Origin of the sequence: Cellulosimicrobium marinum, assembly GCF_020551945.1 — a bacterium.
In the GTDB taxonomy this organism is placed as follows: domain Bacteria; phylum Actinomycetota; class Actinomycetes; order Actinomycetales; family Cellulomonadaceae; genus Cellulosimicrobium; species Cellulosimicrobium marinum.
The window spans coordinates 185952-208527 of record NZ_JAJBZH010000005.1; the positions used below are offsets into that span (position 1 = coordinate 185952).

Annotated in this window: 18 protein-coding genes; 12 read left to right on the top strand and 6 right to left on the bottom strand. The window is 73.1% G+C overall.

Annotated elements, in window-relative coordinates:
• Positions 1–77 precede the first annotated feature (77 nt).
• Positions 78–3056, top strand: a complete 2979-nt coding sequence (uvrA, locus tag LGQ04_RS12655; RefSeq protein ID WP_229244203.1) for an excinuclease ABC subunit UvrA — start codon at positions 78–80, stop codon at positions 3054–3056.
• 12 nt (positions 3057–3068) lie between these two features.
• On the opposite strand, the gene LGQ04_RS12660 is transcribed toward uvrA, so the two are convergent.
• Positions 3069–3560: an OsmC family protein gene (locus LGQ04_RS12660; protein WP_229244205.1), complete on the bottom strand. Its 492-nt coding sequence runs from the start codon at positions 3558–3560 to the stop codon at positions 3069–3071.
• An 84-nt stretch (positions 3561–3644) separates the two neighbouring features.
• Here LGQ04_RS12660 and uvrC point away from each other — a divergent pair, with 84 nt between their 5' ends.
• The 9 genes from uvrC to LGQ04_RS12705 all read left to right on the top strand — a co-directional run bounded on the left by uvrC (position 3645) and on the right by LGQ04_RS12705 (position 13191).
• A complete protein-coding gene (gene uvrC / locus LGQ04_RS12665) occupies positions 3645–5789 on the top strand; it encodes an excinuclease ABC subunit UvrC (RefSeq protein ID WP_229244207.1) in 2145 nt (714 codons plus the stop codon).
• Between the two features lie 20 nt (positions 5790–5809).
• The gene (gene rapZ / locus LGQ04_RS12670) at positions 5810–6748 is read left to right on the top strand and encodes an RNase adapter RapZ (RefSeq protein WP_229244209.1); all 939 of its coding nucleotides are present in this window, start codon (positions 5810–5812) and stop codon (positions 6746–6748) included.
• 8 nt (positions 6749–6756) lie between these two features.
• The gene (locus LGQ04_RS12675; RefSeq protein WP_229244211.1) at positions 6757–7725 is read left to right on the top strand and encodes a gluconeogenesis factor YvcK family protein; all 969 of its coding nucleotides are present in this window, start codon (positions 6757–6759) and stop codon (positions 7723–7725) included.
• A gap of 37 nt (positions 7726–7762) precedes the next feature.
• Positions 7763–8743, top strand: coding sequence for a DNA-binding protein WhiA (whiA, locus tag LGQ04_RS12680; protein WP_229244212.1), 981 nt, complete (start codon positions 7763–7765; stop codon positions 8741–8743).
• A gap of 322 nt (positions 8744–9065) precedes the next feature.
• Positions 9066–10070 (top strand): type I glyceraldehyde-3-phosphate dehydrogenase, encoded by a 1005-nt coding sequence (gap, locus tag LGQ04_RS12685; protein ID WP_229244213.1) that lies wholly within the window; start codon positions 9066–9068, stop codon positions 10068–10070.
• Between the two features lie 159 nt (positions 10071–10229).
• Complete coding sequence (locus tag LGQ04_RS12690; protein ID WP_229244214.1) at positions 10230–11429, top strand: phosphoglycerate kinase; 1200 nt, start codon at positions 10230–10232, stop codon at positions 11427–11429.
• A 74-nt stretch (positions 11430–11503) separates the two neighbouring features.
• Positions 11504–12295: a triose-phosphate isomerase gene (tpiA, locus tag LGQ04_RS12695; RefSeq protein ID WP_229244215.1), complete on the top strand. Its 792-nt coding sequence runs from the start codon at positions 11504–11506 to the stop codon at positions 12293–12295.
• A 216-nt stretch (positions 12296–12511) separates the two neighbouring features.
• The gene (secG, locus tag LGQ04_RS12700) at positions 12512–12754 is read left to right on the top strand and encodes a preprotein translocase subunit SecG (protein WP_229244516.1); all 243 of its coding nucleotides are present in this window, start codon (positions 12512–12514) and stop codon (positions 12752–12754) included.
• A gap of 89 nt (positions 12755–12843) precedes the next feature.
• Positions 12844–13191: an RNA polymerase-binding protein RbpA gene (locus LGQ04_RS12705; protein ID WP_229244217.1), complete on the top strand. Its 348-nt coding sequence runs from the start codon at positions 12844–12846 to the stop codon at positions 13189–13191.
• A 93-nt stretch (positions 13192–13284) separates the two neighbouring features.
• Here LGQ04_RS12705 and pgl read toward each other — a convergent pair whose 3' ends face one another.
• From pgl to tkt, 5 genes are all read right to left on the bottom strand, one after another.
• On the bottom strand, positions 13285–14082 hold the full coding sequence (pgl, locus tag LGQ04_RS12710) for a 6-phosphogluconolactonase (protein ID WP_229244225.1): 798 nt from the start codon (positions 14080–14082) through the stop codon (positions 13285–13287).
• Entirely contained in the window at positions 14079–14993 is a 915-nt protein-coding gene (gene opcA, locus LGQ04_RS12715) for a glucose-6-phosphate dehydrogenase assembly protein OpcA (RefSeq protein ID WP_229244227.1), read from the bottom strand. The genes pgl and opcA overlap by 4 nt, the downstream gene beginning before the upstream one ends.
• Before the next feature lie 79 nt (positions 14994–15072).
• Positions 15073–16614, bottom strand: coding sequence for a glucose-6-phosphate dehydrogenase (gene zwf / locus LGQ04_RS12720; protein ID WP_229244229.1), 1542 nt, complete (start codon positions 16612–16614; stop codon positions 15073–15075).
• A gap of 107 nt (positions 16615–16721) precedes the next feature.
• The gene (gene tal, locus LGQ04_RS12725; protein ID WP_229244231.1) at positions 16722–17864 is read right to left on the bottom strand and encodes a transaldolase; all 1143 of its coding nucleotides are present in this window, start codon (positions 17862–17864) and stop codon (positions 16722–16724) included.
• Between the two features lie 167 nt (positions 17865–18031).
• The gene (gene tkt / locus LGQ04_RS12730) at positions 18032–20194 is read right to left on the bottom strand and encodes a transketolase (RefSeq protein ID WP_229244234.1); all 2163 of its coding nucleotides are present in this window, start codon (positions 20192–20194) and stop codon (positions 18032–18034) included.
• 323 nt (positions 20195–20517) lie between these two features.
• Between tkt and LGQ04_RS12735 the strand changes: the two genes are divergently transcribed.
• Both LGQ04_RS12735 and xerD read left to right on the top strand, forming a co-directional pair.
• On the top strand, positions 20518–21513 hold the full coding sequence (locus tag LGQ04_RS12735) for a heme o synthase (protein WP_308016404.1): 996 nt from the start codon (positions 20518–20520) through the stop codon (positions 21511–21513).
• Between the two features lie 22 nt (positions 21514–21535).
• Positions 21536–22498: a site-specific tyrosine recombinase XerD gene (gene xerD / locus LGQ04_RS12740; RefSeq protein WP_372470063.1), complete on the top strand. Its 963-nt coding sequence runs from the start codon at positions 21536–21538 to the stop codon at positions 22496–22498.
• The last annotated feature ends 78 nt before the right edge of the window (positions 22499–22576 follow it).

Here is a 22576-nt window from a genome sequence, read left to right on the forward strand (position 1 = left end):
GCGACGTCTCGTGGGAGAACGGGGGAGAGACGTCGAACACGTGTGCGAGTGTCGGAGGGCGGTCGTACCATCGTGCGGTGAGCAATCGCCTCGTCATCTCCGGTGCCCGCGAGCACAACCTGCGCGACGTCGACCTCGACCTCCCGCGCGACCGGCTCATCGTCTTCACGGGGCTGTCGGGCTCGGGCAAGTCCTCGCTCGCCTTCGACACGATCTTCGCGGAGGGACAGCGCCGCTACGTGGAGTCCCTGTCCGCCTATGCGCGCCAGTTCCTCGGTCAGATGGACAAGCCCGACGTCGACTTCATCGAGGGCCTGTCGCCGGCGGTCTCGATCGACCAGAAGTCGACGAACCGCAACCCGCGCTCGACCGTCGGCACGATCACCGAGGTCTACGACTACCTGCGCCTGCTGTTCTCGCGCGCGGGGACCCAGCACTGCCCGGTGTGCGGCGAGCGCGTCACCGCGCAGACGCCGCAGCAGATCGTCGACCGTCTCCTCGAGCTCCCCGAGGGCACGCGCTACCAGGTGCTCGCCCCCGTGGTCCGCGGGCGCAAGGGCGAGTACTCCGAGCTGTTCAAGGAGCTCCAGGCCAAGGGCTTCGCGCGCGCCCGCGTCGACGGCGAGGTGCGCACGCTCACCGACCCGCCCGTCCTGGAGAAGAAGCTCAAGCACGACATCGAGGTGGTCGTGGACCGGCTCGTCGCGCGCGAGGGCGTGCAGCGGCGTCTCACCGACTCGGTCGAGACGGCGCTGGGTCTCGCCGGCGGGCTCGTCGTCGTCGAGCTCGTCGACGCGGACGCCGACGACCCGGCGCGCGAGCGCCGCTTCTCCGAGAAGCGTGCGTGCCCCAACGACCACGAGCTCGCGCTCGACGAGGTCGAGCCGCGCACCTTCTCCTTCAACGCCCCGTACGGCGCGTGCCCGGAGTGCACGGGCATCGGGTTCCGGCTCGAGGTCGACCCCGACCTCGTCGTCCCGGACGAGGAGAAGTCCCTGCGCGAGGGTGCGGTGGTGCCGTGGGCGCAGGTCTCCTCGGAGTACTTCGAGCGGGTGCTCACGGCGCTCGCGGACGACCTCGGCTTCTCGATGGACACCCCGTGGCGCGCGCTGCCGGAGCGCGCGCGCAAGGCCGTGCTCCACGGGCAGAACCACGAGGTGCACGTGCGCTACAAGAACCGGTGGGGTCGCGAGCGGCAGTACTCCACGGGGTTCGAGGGCGTGATCACCTTCCTCGAGCGTCGCCACACCGAGACCGAGTCGGACTGGTCGAAGGAGAAGTACGAGGCGTACATGCGCGAGGTGCCGTGCCCGGTGTGCCGCGGCGCGCGCCTCAAGCCCGAGGTGCTCGCGGTCAAGGTCGGCGGGAAGTCGATCTGGGACGTGTGCCGGCTGCCGCTGCGCGAGGCCGCGCAGTTCCTCGGTGCGCTCGAGCTCGGGCAGCGCGAGCGTGCCATCGCGGCCGAGGTGCTCAAGGAGATCGACGCGCGCCTGGGCTTCCTCCTCGACGTCGGCCTCGACTACCTCTCCCTCGAACGGCCGGCGGCGACGCTGTCGGGCGGCGAGGCCCAGCGCATCCGGCTCGCGACGCAGATCGGCTCGGGCCTCGTCGGCGTCCTGTACGTCCTCGACGAGCCGAGCATCGGCCTGCACCAGCGCGACAACCGGCGCCTCATCGAGACGCTGACCCGTCTGCGTGACCTCGGGAACACGCTCATCGTCGTGGAGCACGACGAGGACACGATCCGGACCGCCGACTGGATCGTCGACATCGGCCCCGGCGCGGGGGAGCACGGCGGGCGCGTCGTCCACTCGGGCGACTACGCGGGTCTGCTCGAGGCGCCGGAGTCCGTCACGGGCGCCTACCTGTCCGGGCGTCGCAGCATCCCGCTGCCCGCCGAGCGGCGCCCCACCGACCCGGAGCGGCAGGTGAAGGTCGTCGGGGCGCGCGAGCACAACCTCACGGGGATCGACGTGAGCTTCCCGCTCGGGACGTTCACCGCGGTCACCGGCGTCTCGGGGTCGGGCAAGTCGACGCTGGTGAACTCGATCCTCTACACGGTGCTCGCGAACGAGCTCAACGGCGCCCGCCAGGTCGCCGGCCGCCACACACGGGTGACGGGGCTGGACCACCTCGACAAGGTGGTGCACGTCGACCAGGGGCCGATCGGCCGGACACCGCGCTCGAACCCCGCCACCTACACGGGCGTGTGGGACCACGTGCGCAAGCTCTTCGCGGAGACGACCGAGGCGAAGGTCCGCGGGTACACCCCCGGGCGCTTCTCGTTCAACGTCAAGGGCGGTCGCTGCGAGGCGTGCTCGGGCGACGGCACCTTGAAGATCGAGATGAACTTCCTCCCGGACGTCTACGTCCCGTGCGAGGTGTGCCACGGCGCGCGGTACAACCGCGAGACCCTCGAGGTGCACTTCAAGGGCAAGACGGTCGCGGACGTCCTCGACATGCCGATCGAGGAGGCAGCGGAGTTCTTCGCCGCCGTCCCGGCGATCTCCCGGCACCTCAAGACGCTCGTCGAGGTGGGGCTGGGCTACGTCCGGCTCGGGCAGCCCGCGCCCACCCTCTCGGGCGGCGAGGCGCAGCGCGTCAAGCTCGCGAGCGAGCTGCAGAAGCGTTCCACGGGGCGCACGATCTACGTGCTCGACGAGCCGACCACCGGTCTGCACTTCGAGGACATCCGCAAGCTCCTCGGCGTGCTGCAGTCGCTCGTCGACAAGGGCAACACCGTCCTCGTCATCGAGCACAACCTCGACGTCATCAAGAGCGCGGACTGGGTCGTCGACATGGGTCCGGAGGGCGGCTCCGGGGGTGGCACGGTCGTGGCGCAGGGCACGCCCGAGAAGGTCGCGCGCGTCGCGGCCAGCCACACGGGCCGGTTCCTCGCGGAGATCCTCGACCAGCACCCGGCGGTCCCGGTCGGTGCGTCGACGGAGAAGGCCGCCCCGGCGCCGGGGAAGGCGAGCACCGGGCGGTCGTCGCGCGCGCGGCGTGCGACGGACGAGGGCGGCCGGTCGCCGCGGCGCAAGGCCTCGGCGGCCTGACGGCGCGCCCCGTCAGGCGTCCGGCGTGCGCCGTCGCGCGGGCGCGGGCTCGACGAGCACGCGGAAGTTCACGGAGCGCGCGAGGAAGCAGTGGTCGTGGGCGCGACGGTGCAGGAGGGCCAGGGACGCGTCGTCGGTCCCGGTGCCGTCGTCCACGACGACGCGCGGGTGCAGCGTCACGTCCGTGAACTGGCCCTCGCCGCCTGACTCGACGCGCATCGTGCCGGTGACCGCGTCCTCGTACTCGCGCACGACGACGCCCGCCGCGGCGGCCAGGTGCAGGAACCAGAGCATGTGGCACTGCGAGAGGCTCACGACGAAGAGCTCCTCCGGGCTGTAGCGCGCGGGGTCGCCGCGGAACGCGGGGTCCGCCGACCCGGGGAGCGGCGGGCGGCCGTCGAGCAGCACGTCGTGGTCGCGCCCGTACGCCGTGTAGGAGGTGGTGCCGGTGCGTCCCGCACCGGTCCACCGGACCGTCGCGGAGTAGCCGTGGTGAGCGCCCATGCCGGTCACCCTAGCCACGGGTGGCCCACGTCACAGCCCGAGGCGGCGGTCCGGGTGTCGGTGCGCTGACCTAGGGTGGGAACCATGGCCGACCCCGCGACGTACCGTCCTGCGCCGGGGGAGATCCCGACCTCGCCCGGCGTGTACCGCTTCCGGGACGAGCACGGCCGCGTCGTCTACGTGGGCAAGGCGAAGAACCTCCGGGCGCGCCTGTCGAGCTACTTCCAGGACGTCGCCAACCTGCACCACCGCACGCAGACGATGGTCACCACGGCCGCGTCCGTCGAGTGGACGGTCGTCGGCACGGAGGTCGAGGCGCTCGCGCTCGAGTACACGTGGATCAAAGAGTTCGACCCGCGCTTCAACGTCAAGTACCGCGACGACAAGTCCTACCCCTACCTCGCGGTGACGATGTCCGACGAGTTCCCGCGCGCCCAGGTCATGCGCGGGGCCAAGCGGCCGGGGACGCGGTACTTCGGGCCCTACGGGCACGCCTGGGCGATCCGCGAGACCCTCGACCTGCTGCTGCGCGTGTTCCCGGTCCGCACGTGCTCCGCGGGCGTCTTCAAGCGTGCGCACCAGACCGGTCGGCCGTGCCTGCTCGGGTACATCGACAAGTGCTCCGCGCCGTGCGTCGGGCGGATCACCCCGGAGGACCACACGGCGCTCGCCGAGGACTTCTGCGACTTCATGGCGGGGGACACCCAGCGGTTCGTGCGCCGCCTGGAGCGCAAGATGCGCGAGGCGTCCGCGGCGATGGAGTACGAGGCCGCCGCCCGCCTGCGCGACGACATCGCCGCGCTGCAGCGCGCGACCGAGAAGAACGCCGTCGTCCTCGGCGACGGGACGGACGCCGACGTCTTCGCGCTCGTCGGGGACGAGCTCGAGGCCGCCGTCCAGGTGTTCCACGTGCGGGGCGGGCGCATCCGCGGCCAGCGCGGCTGGATCGTCGAGAAGGTCGAGGACGTCACCGACGGCGAGCTCGTGGAGCACCTGCTCCAGCAGGTGTACGGCGCCGCCGAGGACGCGGCGGCCGTGGACGCGCGCACCGGCGCCGGCGCGCGCGGGGGCGCCCGCGACGTCGTCCCCCGCGAGGTGCTCGTCCCCGTGCTGCCGCCCGACCAGGAGCAGGTGACGACCTGGCTCACCGGTCTCCGGGGCGCGCGGGTCGACGTGCGCGTGCCCCAGCGCGGCGACAAGAAGGAGCTGGCCGCGACCGTGCGGGCCAACGCCGAGCACGCGCTGGCGCTCCACCGCACCCGCCGGGCGGGCGACCTCACGACCCGCAGCCAGGCGCTGCGGGAGATCCAGGAGGCCCTCGACCTCGACACGGCCCCCCTGCGCATCGAGTGCTACGACGTCTCGCACAACCAGGGCACCTTCCAGGTCGCGTCGATGGTCGTGTTCGAGGACGGGCTGGCGCGCAAGAGCGAGTACCGCCACTTCACGGTGCGCGGCCCGGACGGCGACGGCGCGCGCGACGACACCGCGGCGATGCACGAGGTGATCACGCGCCGGTTCTCCCGCTACCTCGCCGACCGCGAACGGCTCGGCGGGCTCGAGGTCGACCTCGACGCGGACACCTCGGACGCGACGGGTGACGCACGCGCCGACGCGCAGGCGGCGGGGTACGTCCCCCGCAGCGGCGAGGTCGACCCCGAGGCGGCGCCCGAGCGGCGCGGACGGTTCGCCTACCCGCCGAACCTCGTCGTGGTCGACGGCGGCCCGCCCCAGGTCGCGGCCGCCGCGCGAGCGCTCGCGGAGCTCGGGATCGACGACGTCGCGCTCTGCGGCCTCGCGAAGCGTCTTGAGGAGGTGTGGGTGCCCGACGACGACCACCCGGTGATCCTGCAGCGCTCGTCCGAGGGGCTCTACCTCCTGCAGCGTGTGCGGGACGAGGCGCACCGGTTCGCGATCGCGCACCACCGCAAGCGGCGGAGCAAGGGGATGACGTCCTCGGCGCTGGACGACGTCCCGGGGCTCGGGCCGGCCCGCCGGACCGCGCTGCTCAAGCACTTCGGCTCGGTCCGGCGCCTGCGCGCCGCCACGGCCGAGGAGATCGCGCAGGTGCCCGGGATGGGGCTGCGCACGGCCCGGAACGTCGTCGCGGCGCTCGCCCCGGCGCCGTCGGACACCGGCACGCCCGCCGCACCCGGCGACGCGTCGGGCGGGTCGACGGGCCCGGCCCGTCCGGACAACACTCCGGAGCCGGACCCGGCGGCGCGGTGAGCGGCTGGCATGCTGGGGGCATGAGCACGGACCCTTCCCCGACCACGGTCCCCCACGGGATCCCCGCGATCGAGGCGGCGACCCACGCGCCGGAGCGCCGCGAGGCGGAGGTGCTCGTCATCACGGGGATGTCGGGGGCGGGGCGCTCGCGTGCGGCCGCCGTCCTGGAGGACCTCGACTGGTACGTCGTCGACAACCTGCCGCCCCGCATGATCGTGCCGCTCGTCGACCTCATGACCCGGTCCGGCTCCACGCTGGAGCGCATCGGGGCGGTCGTCGACGTCCGGGGGCGCGAGTTCTTCACCGACCTCGTCGAGGTGCTCGACCACCTCCGCCAGAGCGGGGTCTTCTACCGCATCCTCTACCTCGACGCGTCCGACGAGGTGCTCGTCCGCCGGTACGAGCAGGTGCGCCGTCCCCATCCGCTGCAGGGCGAGGGGCGCATCCTCGAAGGGCTCGCGGAGGAACGGCGCCTGCTCGCGAGCCTCCAGGAACGCGCCGACGTCGTCATCGACACGTCCGAGCTCACCGTGCACGACCTCGCGCGCGAGGTCCGGTCCGCCGTCGCGGACGGGACGCCGGACACGCTGCGGATCAACGTGGTGTCGTTCGGGTTCAAGTACGGGCTCCCGCTCGACGCGGACCACGTGGTCGACGTGCGCTTCCTCGCCAACCCCTACTGGATAACCGAGCTGCGCCACCTCACGGGCCGCGACGCCCCGGTGCGCGACTACGTGCTGGGCCGGCCGGGCGCGGCCGAGTTCGTGGACCGGTACGCCGCCGCGCTCGAGCCCGTCCTCGCGGGCTATCTGGGCGAGGAGAAGCGGTACGTGACGATCGCCGTGGGGTGCACCGGCGGCAAGCACCGGTCGGTCGCGATCAGCGAGGCGCTCGCCGTCCGGCTGCGCGCCCAGGGCCAGCGCGTCACCGTCACGGCCCGCGACCTGGGCAAGGAGTGACGCCGGCCGTGGTCGCGCGCAGGACCTCGCCCGCCGTCGTCGCCCTGGGTGGCGGCCACGGTCTGTCCGCGAGCCTGTCGGCGCTGCGCCTCATGTCGGACCGCCTCACCGCCGTCGTGACGGTCGCCGACGACGGCGGGTCGTCGGGCCGGCTGCGCGACGAGCTGGGCGTCCTCCCGCCGGGGGACCTGCGCATGGCGCTCGCGGCCCTGTGCGACGACTCCGAGTGGGGCCGCACGTGGAGCTCGCTGCTGCAGCACCGGTTCACCTCCGAGGGCGACCTCGACAACCACGCCGTCGGCAACCTGCTCATCGTGGCGCTGTGGGAGCTCCTCGACGACCCGGTCGCCGGCCTCGACTGGGTAGGCCGTCTGCTCGGGGCGCGCGGACGGGTGCTGCCGATGGCGTCCGTCCCGCTCGGCATCGAGGCCGACGTGCGCACGGGCGACGAGCTCGAGACGGTCGCGGGGCAGAGCCGCGTCGCCGTGACCCACGGGCGCATCGAGCAGCTGCGTCTCCTCCCGCCGGACCCGCCGGCGTGCCCCGAGGCGGTCGCCGCCGTCCGGGAGGCGGACTGGGTGGTCCTCGGGCCCGGGTCGTGGTTCTCGTCGGTCATGCCGCACCTGCTCGTCCCGGAGCTCGCGCGGGCGCTGCACGAGACGCGCGCGCGGCGCTGCGTGACCCTCAACCTGTCGAGCGAGGCGGGGGAGACGTACGGCCTCACCGCGACGGACCACCTCGAGGCGCTGCACAAGCACGCACCCGGCCTGCGGATCGACGCGGTCGTCGCCGACCCGACGGCCGTGGAGGACACCGAGCAGCTGGTGGAGACGGCGCACCGGATGGGCGCGCGCCTGCTGCTGCGCCAGGTCGCGCTCGGCGACGGCACGGCCCGGCACGACGCGCTGCGGCTCGCGGCCGCCTACCGCGACGTGTTCGACGACGTCCTCGGGGACGTCGGCACCCGCAGCCGGTAGGCCCGCCCGGCCCCGGGATCGGTGGCAGGATGGCGCCATGGCGCTCACGGCACAGGTGAAGGACGAGCTGGCACGACTGCGGGTGGACAAGACCTCGTGCCGCAAGGCCGAGGTCTCGGCGATGCTGCGGTTCTCGGGCGGCCTGCACCTCATCTCCGGCCGGATCGTCATCGAGGCGGAGCTCGACACCGCGATCGCCGCACGTCGTCTGCGCGAGACCATCACGGACGTGTACGGCCACACGAGCGAGCTGATCGTGGTCTCCGCCGGGGGGCTGCGCAAGAGCAGCCGGTACGTCGTGCGGGTGGTGCGCGACGGCGAGTCGCTCGCCCGGCAGACCGGCCTCCTCGACCAGCGTGGTCGGCCCGTGCGGGGTCTGCCGCCGCAGGTGGTGTCCGGCGGGGTGGAGGAGGCCGAGGCAGCGTGGCGCGGCGCGTTCCTCGCCCACGGCTCCCTCACGGAGCCGGGCCGGTCCTCCGCGCTGGAGGTCACGTGCCCCGGGCCGGAGGCCGCGCTCGCGCTCGTCGGCGCCGCGCGGCGCCTGGGGGTGTCGGCGAAGTCGCGCGAGGTGCGCGGGGTCGATCGTGTGGTGATCCGCGACGGCGACGCGATCAGCGCACTGCTCGCACGTCTCGGCGCGCACGAGGCGGTGCAGGTGTGGGAGGAGCGGCGTTCGCGCCGCGAGGTGCGCGGCACGGCGAACCGCCTCGCGAACTTCGACGACGCGAACCTGCGCCGGTCGGCGCGGGCGGCGGTCGCGGCCGGCGCGCGGGTCGAGCGGGCGTTCGAGATCCTGGGGCCGGACCTGCCCGAGCACCTGCGCGAGGCGGGCGAGCTGCGTCTCGCCCACAAGCAGGCGTCCCTCGAGGAGCTCGGCCAGCTCGCGGACCCGCCCCTCACGAAGGACGCCGTGGCCGGCCGGATCCGCCGCCTGCTCTCCACCGCCGACAAGCGTGCCGCCGAGCTCGGCATCCCCGACACGGAGGCGGGCCTGAGCCCCGAGCTGCTCGACCTGTGAGGCCCGCAGCGCGGCCGGGCCCGCGCGGACGACACGCAGGCACGGGACCATGGTCCCGAAGCGTGGGATCCAGGTCACACGATGGAGAGGGGTTGGTATAGGCTCGGGTACGTCAGGTGACGACGACGTGCTCCTTCGCTGACACCCCTCGTGGGCGTGGGTGGTCCCGGCAGTCGCCGTGGCCCTCGTGCGGACGGTGGGTGCTGAGCCGGGAACGGGCAGCGGGCACGAGCGTGATCACCACCTGCGTACGCCGTCGTACGTGCTCGTTCGGCATCAACCGTGTGCGTCGGGTCAACCGGCGCGCCCTGAGGAGGGCATTGTGACCATCCGCGTCGGTATCAACGGCTTCGGTCGTATCGGACGGAACTTCTACCGCGCCATCGTCGCGTCGGGCGCTGACATCGAGATCGTGGGCGTCAACGACCTCACCGACAACAAGACGCTCGCGCACCTGCTCAAGTACGACACGGTCCTCGGCCGTTTCCCCCTGAGCGTGGACTTCGACGACGAGAACATCATCGTCGACGGCAAGAAGATCCGTGCGCTGGCCGAGCGTGACCCCGCGAACCTCCCCTGGGGCGAGCTGGGCGCCGACATCGTCATCGAGTCGACCGGCTTCTTCACCGACGCGACCAAGGCGAAGGCCCACATCGACGGCGGCGCCAAGAAGGTCATCATCTCCGCCCCGGCGAAGAACGAGGACGCGACGTTCGTCGTCGGCGTCAACTCGGACCAGTACGACCCGGCCGCGCACCACATCATCTCCAACGCGTCGTGCACCACGAACTGCCTCGCCCCGCTGGCGAAGGCGCTCAACGACTCGATCGGCATCGAGCGCGGTCTCATGACGACGATCCACGCGTACACGGGCGACCAGAACCTGCAGGACGGCCCGCACCGCGACCTGCGCCGCGCCCGCGCCGCCGCGCAGAACATCGTCCCCACCTCGACGGGCGCCGCGAAGGCCGTGTCCCTCGTGCTCCCCGAGCTCAAGGGCAAGCTCGACGGCTTCGCCCTGCGCGTGCCGACGATCACCGGCTCGGCGACGGACCTCACGTTCACCGCCGGCAAGGAGACGACGGTCGAGGAGGTCAACGCCGCGGTCAAGGCCGCCGCCGAGGGGCCGCTCAAGGGCGTCCTGTCCTACGTCGAGGACGAGATCGTCTCGAGCGACATCGTCACGGACCCGCACCAGAGCATCTTCGACTCGAAGCTCACCAAGGTGATCGGCGACCAGGTCAAGGTCGTCTCCTGGTACGACAACGAGTGGGGCTACTCGAACAGCCTCATCGCGCTGACCCAGCTGGTCGGCGAGAAGCTCTGACCCTGCCGCTCCAGCAGCGCCAGACCTGAGCATCATCATGCGTCCGCGTGCGTGTCGTCGGCCACGGCCGGCGACGCGCACGCGGGCGTTCCCATGTGCGGGCGGTCCCGGGCCGGGGACGGCGCGCCGCACGACGGCGACGGAACCGGAGGAGACCTCATGAAGACGATCGACGACCTGGGTGACCTGCGCGGCAAGCGCGTGCTGGTCCGCTCGGACTTCAACGTCCCGCTCGACGGGACGACCATCACGGACGACGGGCGCATCCGCGCCGCGCTCCCGACGCTGAAGAAGCTCACGGACGCGGGCGCGAAGGTCGTCGTCACCGCGCACCTCGGCCGCCCCAAGGGCGAGCCGGACCCGACGTTCTCCCTCGCGCCCGTGGCCGCACGCCTCGGCGAGCTGCTCGGGGTGCCCGTGCACCTCGCGCAGGACACCGTCGGCGCGTCCGCCCAGGAGACCGTCGCGGCCCTCGGCGAGGGCGAGGTGGCGCTGCTCGAGAACATCCGCTTCGACGCCCGCGAGACGTCCAAGGACGAGGCGGAGCGCGCGTCGCTCGCGAACGACCTCGCGGGCCTCGCCGACGCGTTCGTCTCGGACGGCTTCGGCGTCGTGCACCGCAAGCAGGCGTCCGTCTACGACGTCGCGAAGGTGCTCCCCGCCGCGGTCGGCGAGCTCGTCCTCAAGGAGGTCGACTCGCTGCGCAAGGCCACCGAGGACCCCGAGCGCCCGTACGCGGTCGTGCTCGGCGGCTCGAAGGTCTCCGACAAGCTCGGCGTCATCGCGAACCTGCTCACCAAGGCGGACCGCCTGCTCATCGGCGGCGGCATGGTGTTCACGTTCCTCGCCGCGAAGGGCTACGGCGTCGGCAAGTCCCTCCTCGAGGAGGACCAGATCGACACCGTCAAGGGCTACCTCGCGGACGCGGAGAAGAACGGCGTCGAGATCGTCCTGCCGACGGACATCGTCGCGGCGGACGCGTTCGCGGCGGACTCGCCGCACGAGGTCGTGGCCGCGGACGCGATCCCCGCCGACAAGATCGGGCTCGACATCGGCCCGGCCTCGGCGGAGCTCTTCGCGAGCAAGATCGTCGACGCGCGGACCGTCGTCTGGAACGGTCCGGCGGGCGTGTTCGAGTTCGACGCGTTCTCCGGCGGCACCCGCGCAGTGGCGCAGGCACTCGTGGACGCGACGGGGAACGGCGCCTTCACGATCGTCGGTGGCGGCGACTCCGCAGCGGCGGTGCGCATCCTCGGGTTCGACGAGGCGGGCTTCAGCCACATCTCCACCGGTGGCGGCGCCAGCCTCGAGTTCCTCGAGGGCAAGGACCTCCCGGGCATCTCGGTCCTCGAGGCCTGACCACTTCGTAGCACACCCGACGCGCGGCCCCGGGGGACCGGGGCCGCGGTCATGACGAGAGAAGACGACACACCGTGGCGAACCGCACCCCGCTCATGGCGGGCAACTGGAAGATGAACCTGGACCACCACGAGGCGACGCACACCGTGCAGAAGCTCGCGTGGTCCCTCAAGGACGCCAAGCACGACTTCTCGGCCGTCGAGGTCGCCGTGCTGCCTCCCTTCACGGACCTGCGGTCCGTGCAGACCCTCGTCGACGCGGACAAGCTCGAGCTGAAGTACGGCGCGCAGGACGTCTCCGCGCACGCGTCGGGCGCCTACACGGGCGAGATCGCGGCGTCGATGCTCGCGAAGCTCGGCGTCACGTACGTCGCGATCGGCCACTCCGAGCGCCGGCAGTACCACGCGGAGTCGGACGAGCTGGTGAACGCCAAGATCGTCGCGGCCGTGGGCCAGGGCCTCGCGCCGATCCTGTGCGTCGGCGAGGGCCTCGACGTCCGCAAGGCGGGCGAGCAGATCGCGTACACGCTCGCGCAGGTCGAGGGAGCGCTCGCGGGCCTCCCCGCGGCGCAGCTCGCCGACCTCGTCATCGCCTACGAGCCCGTCTGGGCCATCGGCACCGGCGAGGTCGCGACGCCCGAGGACGCGCAGGAGGTCTGCGGGGCCATCCGCGGCGCCCTGGGCGACCTGTACGACGGCGACGTCGCGGCCGCCACGCGCGTGCTCTACGGCGGTTCGGTGAAGTCGTCGAACGTCGCGGCGATCATGGCGCAGCCGGACGTCGACGGTGTGCTCGTCGGCGGCGCGAGCCTCGACCCCGAGGAGTTCGCGAAGATCGCGCGCTACCAGGCGCACACCACCGCGTGACCTCCCGCCCGCGGCCGGCATCCTCCGGCCGCGGGCTCCCGCGCGCCGGCATCACGCCGTGCGCAGGGTCGCTCGACCGGGCGCGGACGGGGTTGGCCCCCGGGTGCCCGTGTCACCTACTCTTGTCCCCTGTGCTGCGGACCACGTCCGCGGCACGACAACCGTGCGGTCGTCCTCGACGTGGTCGAGCCGACCCTGAGCCTCAAGGACGTACTCGTGGACGTGCTGCGCATCATCCTGCAGATCCTCCTGCTGCTGACCAGCGGCTTCCTCACCCTGCTCGTGCTCATGCACAAGGGCAAGGGCGGCGGCCTGTCCGACATGTTCGGCGGCGGGATGTCGACCTCGGTGGGCAGCTCCGGCGTCGCCGAGCGCAACCTCAACCGCATCACGGTGACCTTCGCGATCGTCTGGACGGTCGTCATCGTCCTGCTGGGCCTGATCCAGAAGGTGAGCTGAGCCCCGCGCCCTGACGGGCGCGGGAGGCGGCGCGGGACGGCGTCGCCGGGGACGGTGCCGATGGCGGCACGCAGGACGGGGGAGTGCACGTGGCAGGTGGTAACGCGATCCGCGGGTCGCGCGTCGGAGCGGGGCCGCTCGGCGAGTCCGAGCGGGGCGAGGTCGCCCCCCGGTTCCGGGTGTCGTACTGGTGCGCGAACGGTCACGAGACGCAGCCGAGCTTCTCCTCGGAGGCGGCCATCGAGGCGCCGGAGACCTGGGACTGCCCGCGGTGCGGGTTCCCCGCGGGACAGGACCGGGAGAACCCTCCGACGCCCCTGCGCAACGAGCCGTACAAGACGCATCTCGCGTACGTGAAGGAGCGCCGTTCCGACGAGGACGGCGTCGCGATCCTCGACGAGGCGCTCGCCGCGCTGCGCGCGCGCCGAGGCCGGTGACGTCAGGCCCGTAACGTCAGGCCAGGTGACGTCGGCCCGATGACGTCGGGGCGCTGACGCCCCGACGCCCTCTCTCCTCGAGACCGAGGTCGACTACGTGTCGGTGTGGCCCGCTGCGGCGGCGTCGACCAACCACAGCGTGCGCTCCGTGCCCGCGACCGCGGCCGCGGGGGTCCGGTGCGCGGGTGCAGCGGACAGCGCCGAGGCCACCGCCTCCGCCTTCTCCGCGCCGGCGGCCACGACCCAGACCTGGTGCGCGGCGGCGATCGCCTCGAACGTCAGCGTGACGCGCTCCGGCGGCGGCTTCGGAGAGCCGTGCACGCCGGCCGCGGCGACCCCGGTAACGTCGAGGCCGGGGTGCTGGGGGAAGAGCGACGCGACGTGCCCGTCGGGCCCCATGCCGAGGAGCAGGACGTCGAACTCCGGGACCGCGGCGCCGTCCGCGGCGTGCTCGGCCAGCTCGGCGCGGTACCGGTCGGCCGCCTCCTCGGGGGTGGCGACCTCGTCGGCCGGGGGCATCGGGTGCACGTTCCCGGCCGGGAGCTGGGGCAGGTGGTCGAGCAGCGCGGAGCGCGCCTGCGTCTCGTTGCGGTCCGCGTCGCCGGACGGGAGGAAGCGCTCGTCCCCCCACCACAGGTGCACGCCCGACCAGTCGACCGCGTCCCGGACGGGGTGGCGCGCGAGCGCCGCGAGGCTCGCGATGCCGACGGTGCCCCCGGTGAGCACGACGTGCACGGGCCGGGCGACCGACTGGAGGTCGAGGAGCCGCGTGACGAGCCGCGACGCGACCGCCTCGGCGAGGACGCCCGCGTCGGGGTGGACGACGACGAGCCGCCGGTGCGGGTGCGGCGTCGTCACGGGTCCGAGCCCCTGGGCCGGCGTCGCGCTCATGCGCCGACCTTCCGCAGGCCCTTGGTGAGGACCTCGCCGTAGACCTCGTCGGGGTCCAGGCGGCGCAGCTCCTCGATGAGCGCCTCGCTGAGCTTGCGGATCGGCAGCGCGACCCTGCGGTCCGGCTTGCCGGGCTGGCTGATCGTCACGATGCGCCCGTCGGGCCGGTCGAGGACGATCGGCCCGCTCCTGCGCTCGAGCGTGACGCGCGTGATCGCCTCGGCACCGGGCGTGCGGCGGATCGTCGTGGGGCAGTGCAGCTTCTGGCCGAGCCACGCGGCGAGCAGGTCGATCGACGTGTGCCGGTCCTCGCCCTCCACGACGACCGAGGTCACCGGGTCGTAGGGCGGCTGGTCGAGGGCCGCCGCGATGAGTCCGCGCCACAGCGTGACGCGCGCCCATGCGAGGTCGGAGTCGCCGGGACCGTACGTCGCGGCGAGCTGCGTGAGGGTCGCCCCGGGGTCCTCGGCCGTGACGGAGTCGGTGATGCGGCGCTGCGCCATGGCGCCGACGGGGTCGTCGTCGGGCGACGACGGCGGCTCGCCCGGCCACCAGACGACGATCGGCGCGTCGGGCAGGAGCAGGGGCATGACGAGCGTGTCCGCGTGGTCGAGGAGCGGTCCCGCGGTGCGCAGCACCACGACCTCGGACGCACCGGCGTCGCCGCCGACGCGGATCTGCGCGTCCAGCCGGGTGGCGTCGCCCGCGGCGGGAGCCACGACGACCACCCGGCAGGGGTGCTCGCGGCTCGCGTCGTTCGCGGCCTCGATCGACGTCTCGACCTCGGACTCGCGGGCGATGACGACGAGGGTGAGCACGCGGCCCAGGGCGACGGCGCCGCCCTCGTCCCGCAGGCTGACGAGCCGCTTGTTCACCGCGTTGGTCGTGGTGTCGGGAAGGTCGATGATCATCGCGGGGTCCTCCCCGGTCGCGGGCGGGCGGTGCGGGCGTCGAAGGACGCGGGGCGGGGCACGAGGTGCCTCGGCGGCGTCACGGACGCCGCCAGACGCGGCCGTCGCGCGCGAGCATCTCGTCCGCCGACGTCGGCCCCCATGTGCCGGACCGGTACTGCTCGGGCGCGCCCTTCGCCTCCCAGTGCGCGGTGATCGGGTCGAGGATCTTCCACGACAGCTCGACCTCCTCGCGCGTCGGGAAGAGCGGCGGGTCGCCGAGCAGGACGTCGAGGATGAGCCGCTCGTACGCCTCGGGGGAGGATTCGGTGAACGCGTGGCCGTACCCGAAGTCCATCGTGACGTCGCGGACCTCCATCGCGGTGCCCGGCACCTTCGCGCCGAACCGCATGGTCACGCCCTCGTCGGGCTGCACGCGGATGACCAGGGCGTTGTTGCCGAGGTCGGACGCCTGCGACGTCTCGAACGGCAGGTGCGGCGCCTTCTTGAAGACGACGGCCACCTCGGTGACGCGCCGCCCGAGCCGCTTGCCGGTGCGCAGGTAGAACGGGACGCCGGCCCACCGCCGGTTGTCGACGTCGACGCGGATGGCCGCGTACGTCTCGGTGCGGGACTCGGCGGAGATGCCGTCCTCGTCGAGGAAGCCGATGACCTCCTCGCCGCCCTGCCACCCGGCGGCGTACTGGCCGCGCGCGGTGTGCTTCGACAGGTCGCGGGGCAGCCGCACGGAGGACAGCGCCTTGATCTTCTCGGCGCGCAGCGAGGGGGCGTCGAACGACACGGGCTCCTCCATCGCGACGAGCGCGAGGAGCTGGAGCAGGTGGTTCTGGATGACGTCGCGCGCGGCGCCGATCCCGTCGTAGTAGCCCGCGCGCCCGCCGATGCCGATGTCCTCGGCCATGGTGATCTGGACGTGGTCGACGTAGTGGGAGTTCCACAACGGCTCGAACATCTGGTTCGCGAACCGCAGGGCGAGGAGGTTCTGGACCGTCTCCTTGCCGAGGTAGTGGTCGATGCGGAACACCGAGTCGGGCGGGAAGACCTCGGAGACCACGGCGTCGAGCTCGCGGGCGCTCTCGAGGTCGTGGCCGAACGGCTTCTCGATGACGACGCGCCGCCACGCGTCGCCCTCGGACCGTGACAGGCCCGACTCGGCGAGCTGGCGGCACACGACCGGGAAGGCGCTCGGCGGCACCGAGAGGTAAAAGGCGTGGTTGCCGCCCGTGCCCCGCTCCGCGTCGAGGGTCTCGACGGTCTCGCGCAGGCGCTCGAACGCGGAGTCGTCGTCGAACGAGCCCTGGACGAACCGGATGCCCTCGGAGAGCTGGCGCCAGGTCGCCTCGCGGAACGGGGTGCGCGCGTGCTCCTTCACGGCGTCGTGCACGACCTGGGCGAAGTCCTGGTCCTCCCAGTCGCGCCGGGCGAAGCCCGTGAGGGCGAAGCCGGGGGGCAGGAGCCCGCGGTTGGCGAGGTCGTACACCGCGGGCATGAGCTTCTTGCGCGCGAGGTCGCCCGTGACCCCGAAGATGACGAGCCCGCACGGCCCCGCGATGCGGGGCAGGCGCAGGTCGAGCGGGTCGCGCAGGGGGTTCTGCTCTGCCGTGATCTTGGCCGGTCTCACCTGGTGGCACCGTTCCGTTCGAGGTGGGTCGGGGTGGGGGGAAGGCGGGTCGATCCTACGAGGACGGTGTGCGCGGCGGCACCCCGCGCCCGCGGACCGGACGGGTGTCAACGCTGGTCGGAGGCGCGGCGCAGGCCGTCCGCGGTCGTCTCGAGGAGCTCGGTCCAGCTGTCCTCGAACTTGCGCACGCCCTCGCGCTCGAGATCACGCGTCACCTCGGTCATCGAGATGCCGACCGAGTCGACCGCCTCGAGGGTGCGGCGCGCCGCGTCCACGCCGCCCACGACGGTGTCGCCGGTGACGGTGCCGTGGTCGGCGAAGGCCTGGAGCGTGGCTTCGGGCATCGTGTTGACGACGCCGTCGGTGACCAGCTCGGTCACGTACATCGTGTCGGGGTAGGCCGGGTTCTTCACGCCCGTCGAGGCCCACAGCGGTCGTTGCGGCTGCGCGCCCGCGGCCGCGAGGGAGCGCCAACGATCGGTCGCGCGGAACTCCTGGTACGCCTCGAACGCGAGGCGGGCGTTCGCGATCGCGGCGCGCCCGCGCAGGTCGAGCGCCTGGGGCGTGCCCACCTTCTCCAGCGCCGCGTCCACCGCGGTGTCGACGCGCGAGACGAAGAAGGAGGCGACCGAGCCCACGGGGGCGAGGTCGACGCCGGCGGTGCGTGCCTGCTCCAGCCCGGTCGCGAACGCGTCCATCACCGCGCGATAGCGCTCGAGGGAGAAGATGAGGGTGACGTTCACGCTGATCCCGCGTGCGAGGGTCTGGGTGATGGCGTCGAGCCCCGTGAGCGTGGCCGGGATCTTGATGTAGACGTTGGGCCGGTCGATCGTGCGCCACAGGCGCTCGGCGACCTCGACGGTGGCCCCGGCATCCTGGTCCGCCAGCCGCGGGTCGACCTCGATGGACACGCGGCCGTCCACGCCGTCCGTCGCGTCGTACAGCGGCCGGAGCAGGTCCGCGGCCGCACGGACGTCGTCGGTCGTGATCCGTTCGACCGCGGCCTCGACGGCGGCGGCGTCGGTGCCGGCGGGCGCGAGCTCGGCGAGCTGCGCGTCGTACGCGTCGCCCGTCGACAGCGCGCTCGCGAAGATCGTCGGGTTGGTCGTGACGCCCACGACGCCGCGCGTCGCCACGAGGTCGGCGAGGTTCCCGGAGCGCAGCCGCTCCCGCGAGAGGTCGTCGAGCCAGATCGACACCCCCGCCTGCGTGAGCTGGTCGACGGGACCGGGGACGGTGGGCTGCGTCATGGGAAGTCCTCTCGTGGTGCTCGGCGGTGCCTCACGTGCGCGGGTGCTGCGGCCGACGTCGCGCGCCGGGCCGACGCGCGGCGCGGGGGTGGCGCGCGGCGCGGGGGTGGAGCGGTCCCGAGGTGGGGCGCCGGCGCGCCGGGCCCCACCTCGGAATCTACGGTCGGTCAGTCGACGTCGCCAGTGCCGCCCTCGACGGGCTTCGCGGGACCACCGGGGGCGGCGCCGCCGCGGGCCGCCGCGATGGACTCGTGCGCCGCGGCGGCGACCGCCTCCGCGGTGATGCCGAACTCGCGGTAGAGGACCTTGTAGTCCGCCGACGCGCCGTAGTGCTCGAGGCTGATGGTGCGGCCGGCGTCGCCGACGAGCTCGCGCCAGCCCTGCGCGACGCCCGCCTCGACGGACACACGCGCGCGCACCGCGGCGGGCAGCACCGACTCGCGGTAGGCGTCGTCCTGGAGGTCGTACCACTCGCGGCTCGGCAGCGAGACGACGCGGGCCTGCACGCCCTCGGCCGCGAGGAGCTCGCGCGCCTCGACGGCGAGCTGGACCTCCGAGCCCGTGCCGATGAGGATCACGTCCGGCGTGCCCTCGGCGTCCACGAGGACGTAGCCGCCGCGTGCCGTGCCCGACGCGTCCGCGAACCCGTCGGTGCCGCGCGGGAACGTCGGCACGTTCTGGCGCGTGAGGATCAGGCCGGCCGGGCGCTCGGTCGTCTCGAGGATGGTGCGCCACGCCCAGGCGACCTCGTTCGCGTCGGCGGGGCGGACGACGTCAAGCCCGGGGATCGCCCGCAGCGCGGCGAGGTGCTCGATCGGCTGGTGCGTCGGGCCGTCCTCGCCGAGCCCGATCGAGTCGTGCGTCCAGACGAACGTCGTCGGGATCTGCATGAGCGCGGCGAGGCGCACGGCCGGGCGCATGTAGTCGGAGAACGTGAGGAAGGTGCCGCCGTAGGCGCGGGTGCCGCCGTGCAGCACGATCCCGTTGAGGATCGAGCCCATGGCGTGCTCGCGGATCCCGAAGTGCAGCGTGCGCCCGTACTCGTGCCCGGGGAACTTCTTCGTCGCGTGCTCGACGGGCACGAACGACGGCTCGCCGTCCATGGTGGTGTTGTTCGAGCCGGCGAGGTCGGCGGAGCCGCCCCAGAGCTCGGGCAGCACGTCCTTGAGCGCGGTGAGCACCTTGCCGGACGCGGCGCGCGTCGCGACGTCCTTGCCGGCCTCGAACGCGGGCAGCGCGTCCTCCCAGCCCGCGGGGAGGGTGCGGGTGGTGAGGCGGTCGAGCAGCTCGACGCCGGCGGGGCTCGCGGTGCGCCACGCCTCGAACGCGGTGTCCCACGCGGCGCGCCGGTCGCCGTGGCGCTCGGCGACGGCGCGCGTGTGCGCGAGCACGTCGGCGTCGACCGCGAACGACGCCTCGGGGTCGAGGCCGAGCTCGACCTTGAGGCCGCGGACCTCGTCGGCGCCCATCGCGGAGCCGTGGATGCCGCCGGTGTTCTGCTTGGTGGGCGACGGCCAGCCGATGATGGTGCGCAGGTCGATGATCGACGGCCGGCTCGTCTCGGCCTCGGCGGCGGCGATCGCCGCGGCGAGCGCGTCGACGTCCTCCGCGTAGCCCGTGCCGCCGTTCGTCCAGTCGACGCGCTGGGTGTGCCAGCCGTACGCCTCGTAGCGCGCGAGGACGTCCTCGGTGAAGGCGATGTCGGTGTCGTCCTCGATGGAGATCTTGTTGTCGTCCCAGATGACCACGAGGTTGCCGAGCTGCTGGTGACCTGCGAGGGAGGACGCCTCGGACGTCACGCCCTCCTGCAGGTCGCCGTCGGAGGCGATGACGTAGACGTGGTGGTCGAACGGCGACTCGCCGGGCGCGGCGCTCGGGTCGAGCAGGCCGCGCTCGCGACGGGCGGCGAACGCCATCCCGACGGCCGAGGCGAGGCCCTGGCCGAGCGGGCCGGTCGTGATCTCCACGCCGTCGGTGTGCTTGTACTCCGGGTGCCCGGGGGTCTTCGAGCCCCAGGTGCGCAGTGCCGCGATGTCCTCGATCTCCAGGCCGTAGCCGGCGAGGAAGAGCTGCAGGTAGATCGTCAGGGAGGAGTGCCCCGCCGACAGGACGAAGCGGTCGCGCCCCACCCAGTGGGGGTCCGCCGGGTCGTGCCGCATGACCTTCTGGAAGAGCAGGTAGGCCGCGGGGGCGAGCGAGATCGCGGTGCCGGGGTGGCCGTTGCCGACCTTCTCCACCGCGTCGGCGGCGAGCGCCTTGATCGCCTTGACGGCCCGGTCGTCCAGGTCCGTCCAGTCCAGGGGCGTGTGAGCAGGGGACAACGCGTTCACCGAACCTCATTCCCGTCCGGAGCGCGGCCCCGGATCGTCGCGACATTCTCGAAGCAAACCGTCGAACAATTCCGGTCGGTCCCGACCGCTGCGCCCGGGGGCCCGTGCGGCCGGCCCGGCGCGGTGTCGTGGTTGCGGGAACCAGCCTATACGCGGGCGCCGTCGCCGCCCGTCGGTGCTCACGTCGTGGATTTCGGTCGGATCTCACACAATGTGCCGCGCCGTCGAGTCGGCTCCCGGGCAGGCGGGGACGTACGATGAAGCAGGACGGCCGGCGGTCCGTCCCCGCTCGCCCCCCACCTCAGAACGGAACACCGAAGCGCGTGCACACCACGAGCCAGGCCCCGATCGACGGCACCGGAGTCCCGTCGCGCACCGCGCCCACGACGGGCGCGTCCCCGCAGGCGTCCCGCGGCGCCGCGGTCGCCGCGCGCGGGGTCCGCGAGCGGGTGGGCGCGTACGTCGCCCTGACGAAGCCGCGCATCATCGAGCTGCTGCTCGTCACGACGGTGCCCACGATGATCCTCGCGGCCGGGGGCTTCCCGGACTTCTGGCTGGTGGTGGCGACCCTCGTCGGCGGGACCCTCGCCGCGGCGTCGGCCAACGTCTACAACTGCTACCTCGACCGCGACATCGACGCGGTGATGAACCGCACCAAGCGGCGCCCGCTCGTCACGGGCGAGATCAGCCCCCGGGCGGCGCTCGTCTTCGCGACGGTCCTCGGGGTCGTGTCGCTCGTGTGGTTCGCGACCCTCGTCAACGCCCTGTCGGCGTGGCTGACGTTCGCCGCGATCGCGATCTACGTGGTCGGCTACACGATGATCCTCAAGCGCCGCACCCCGCAGAACATCGTGTGGGGCGGGATCGCGGGGTGCATGCCGGTCTTCATCGGCTGGTCCGCCGTCGCGGACTCCCTGAGCTGGGCCGCTCTCGCCCTGTTCCTCGTGATCTTCTTCTGGACGCCTCCGCACTACTGGCCGCTGTCGATCAAGTTCCGGCACGACTACGCCACGGCGGAGGTGCCGATGCTCCCCGTCGTCGCCGACGACCGCAAGGTCGCGCGCGAGATGATCGTGTACGGCCTCGCGATGGTCGCGTCGTCGCTCGCCCTGTGGCCCCTGGCCGGGATGACGTGGGTGTACGGCGTGGTCGCCACCGGCCTCGGCGTGTGGTTCATGGCCTCGTGCGTGACGATGCTGCGCCGGGCCCAGGACCCGACGCGCGGCAAGATCGGCGCGATGAAGGTCTTCCACGCCTCGATCACCTACCTCACGCTGCTCTTCGTCGCGGTCGCGGTCGACGTCTTCCTGCCCTGGTGACCCCGGTGTCGGCGAGGCGCGGGTGAGCGAGGCCGCAGGACCGGCGACGAGCGTGCCCGACGCGCTCGACCGGGCCGCGCGCGAGTACCTCGCGCACCTCGCCGTCGAGCGCGGCCTCTCCACGAACACCGTCGCGGCGTACCGGCGGGACCTCGCCCGCTACGTCGCCTTCCTCGCCGCGCGGGGGAACCACGCGGTGCGCGAGGTCGCACCCGAGGACGTGACGGCCTACGTGGTCGCGTTGCGCACGGGGGCCGACGGCGGGGCGAGCCTCTCGCCGTCGTCGACCGCCCGGTCCGTGGCCGCCGTGCGCGGGTGGCACCGTTTCTGCACCGCGGAGGGCCTGGCGGAGTCCGACCCCTCGATCGACGTGCGTCCCCCGGCCCAGGGCAAGCGGCTGCCGAAGGCGATCTCCACGGACGAGGTGGAGCGCATCCTCGAGGCGGCCGGCAGCGGCGACGGCCCGGGCCCGCTGCGCGACCGTGCGTTGCTCGAGCTCGTGTACTCCACCGGGGCCCGCATCTCCGAGGCGGTGAACCTCGACGTCGACGACCTGGACCTGACCTCCGGCGCGGTCCGGCTGCTCGGCAAGGGGGGCAAGGAACGGGTCGTCCCCGTGGGGTCGTTCGCCCGTAGGGCGCTGGACGCCTACCTCGTGCGCGCCCGGCCCGAGCTCGCGGCGCACGGGCGCGGCACGCCGGCGACGTTCCTCAACACGCGGGGCGCCCGGCTGTCCCGCCAGAGCGCGTGGGCCGTGCTGCGCACCGCGGCGGAGCGGGCGGGGCTCGCGCACCCGGAGCGGATCTCGCCGCACACCCTGCGGCACTCCTTCGCGACGCACCTGCTCGCCGGGGGCGCCGACGTGCGCGTCGTCCAGGAGCTGCTCGGGCACGCGTCGGTGACGACCACGCAGATCTACACCCTCGTCACCCCGGACACCCTGCGCGAGGTGTACACCTCGGCGCACCCGCGCGCCCTGGGCTGACCCTGGGCCCGACGGCGCGCGGAGGGCAAGTCGCGGCGCGCGGGCGCGTGCGCGCGAGCCGCGGCGGGGGCCTGCGAT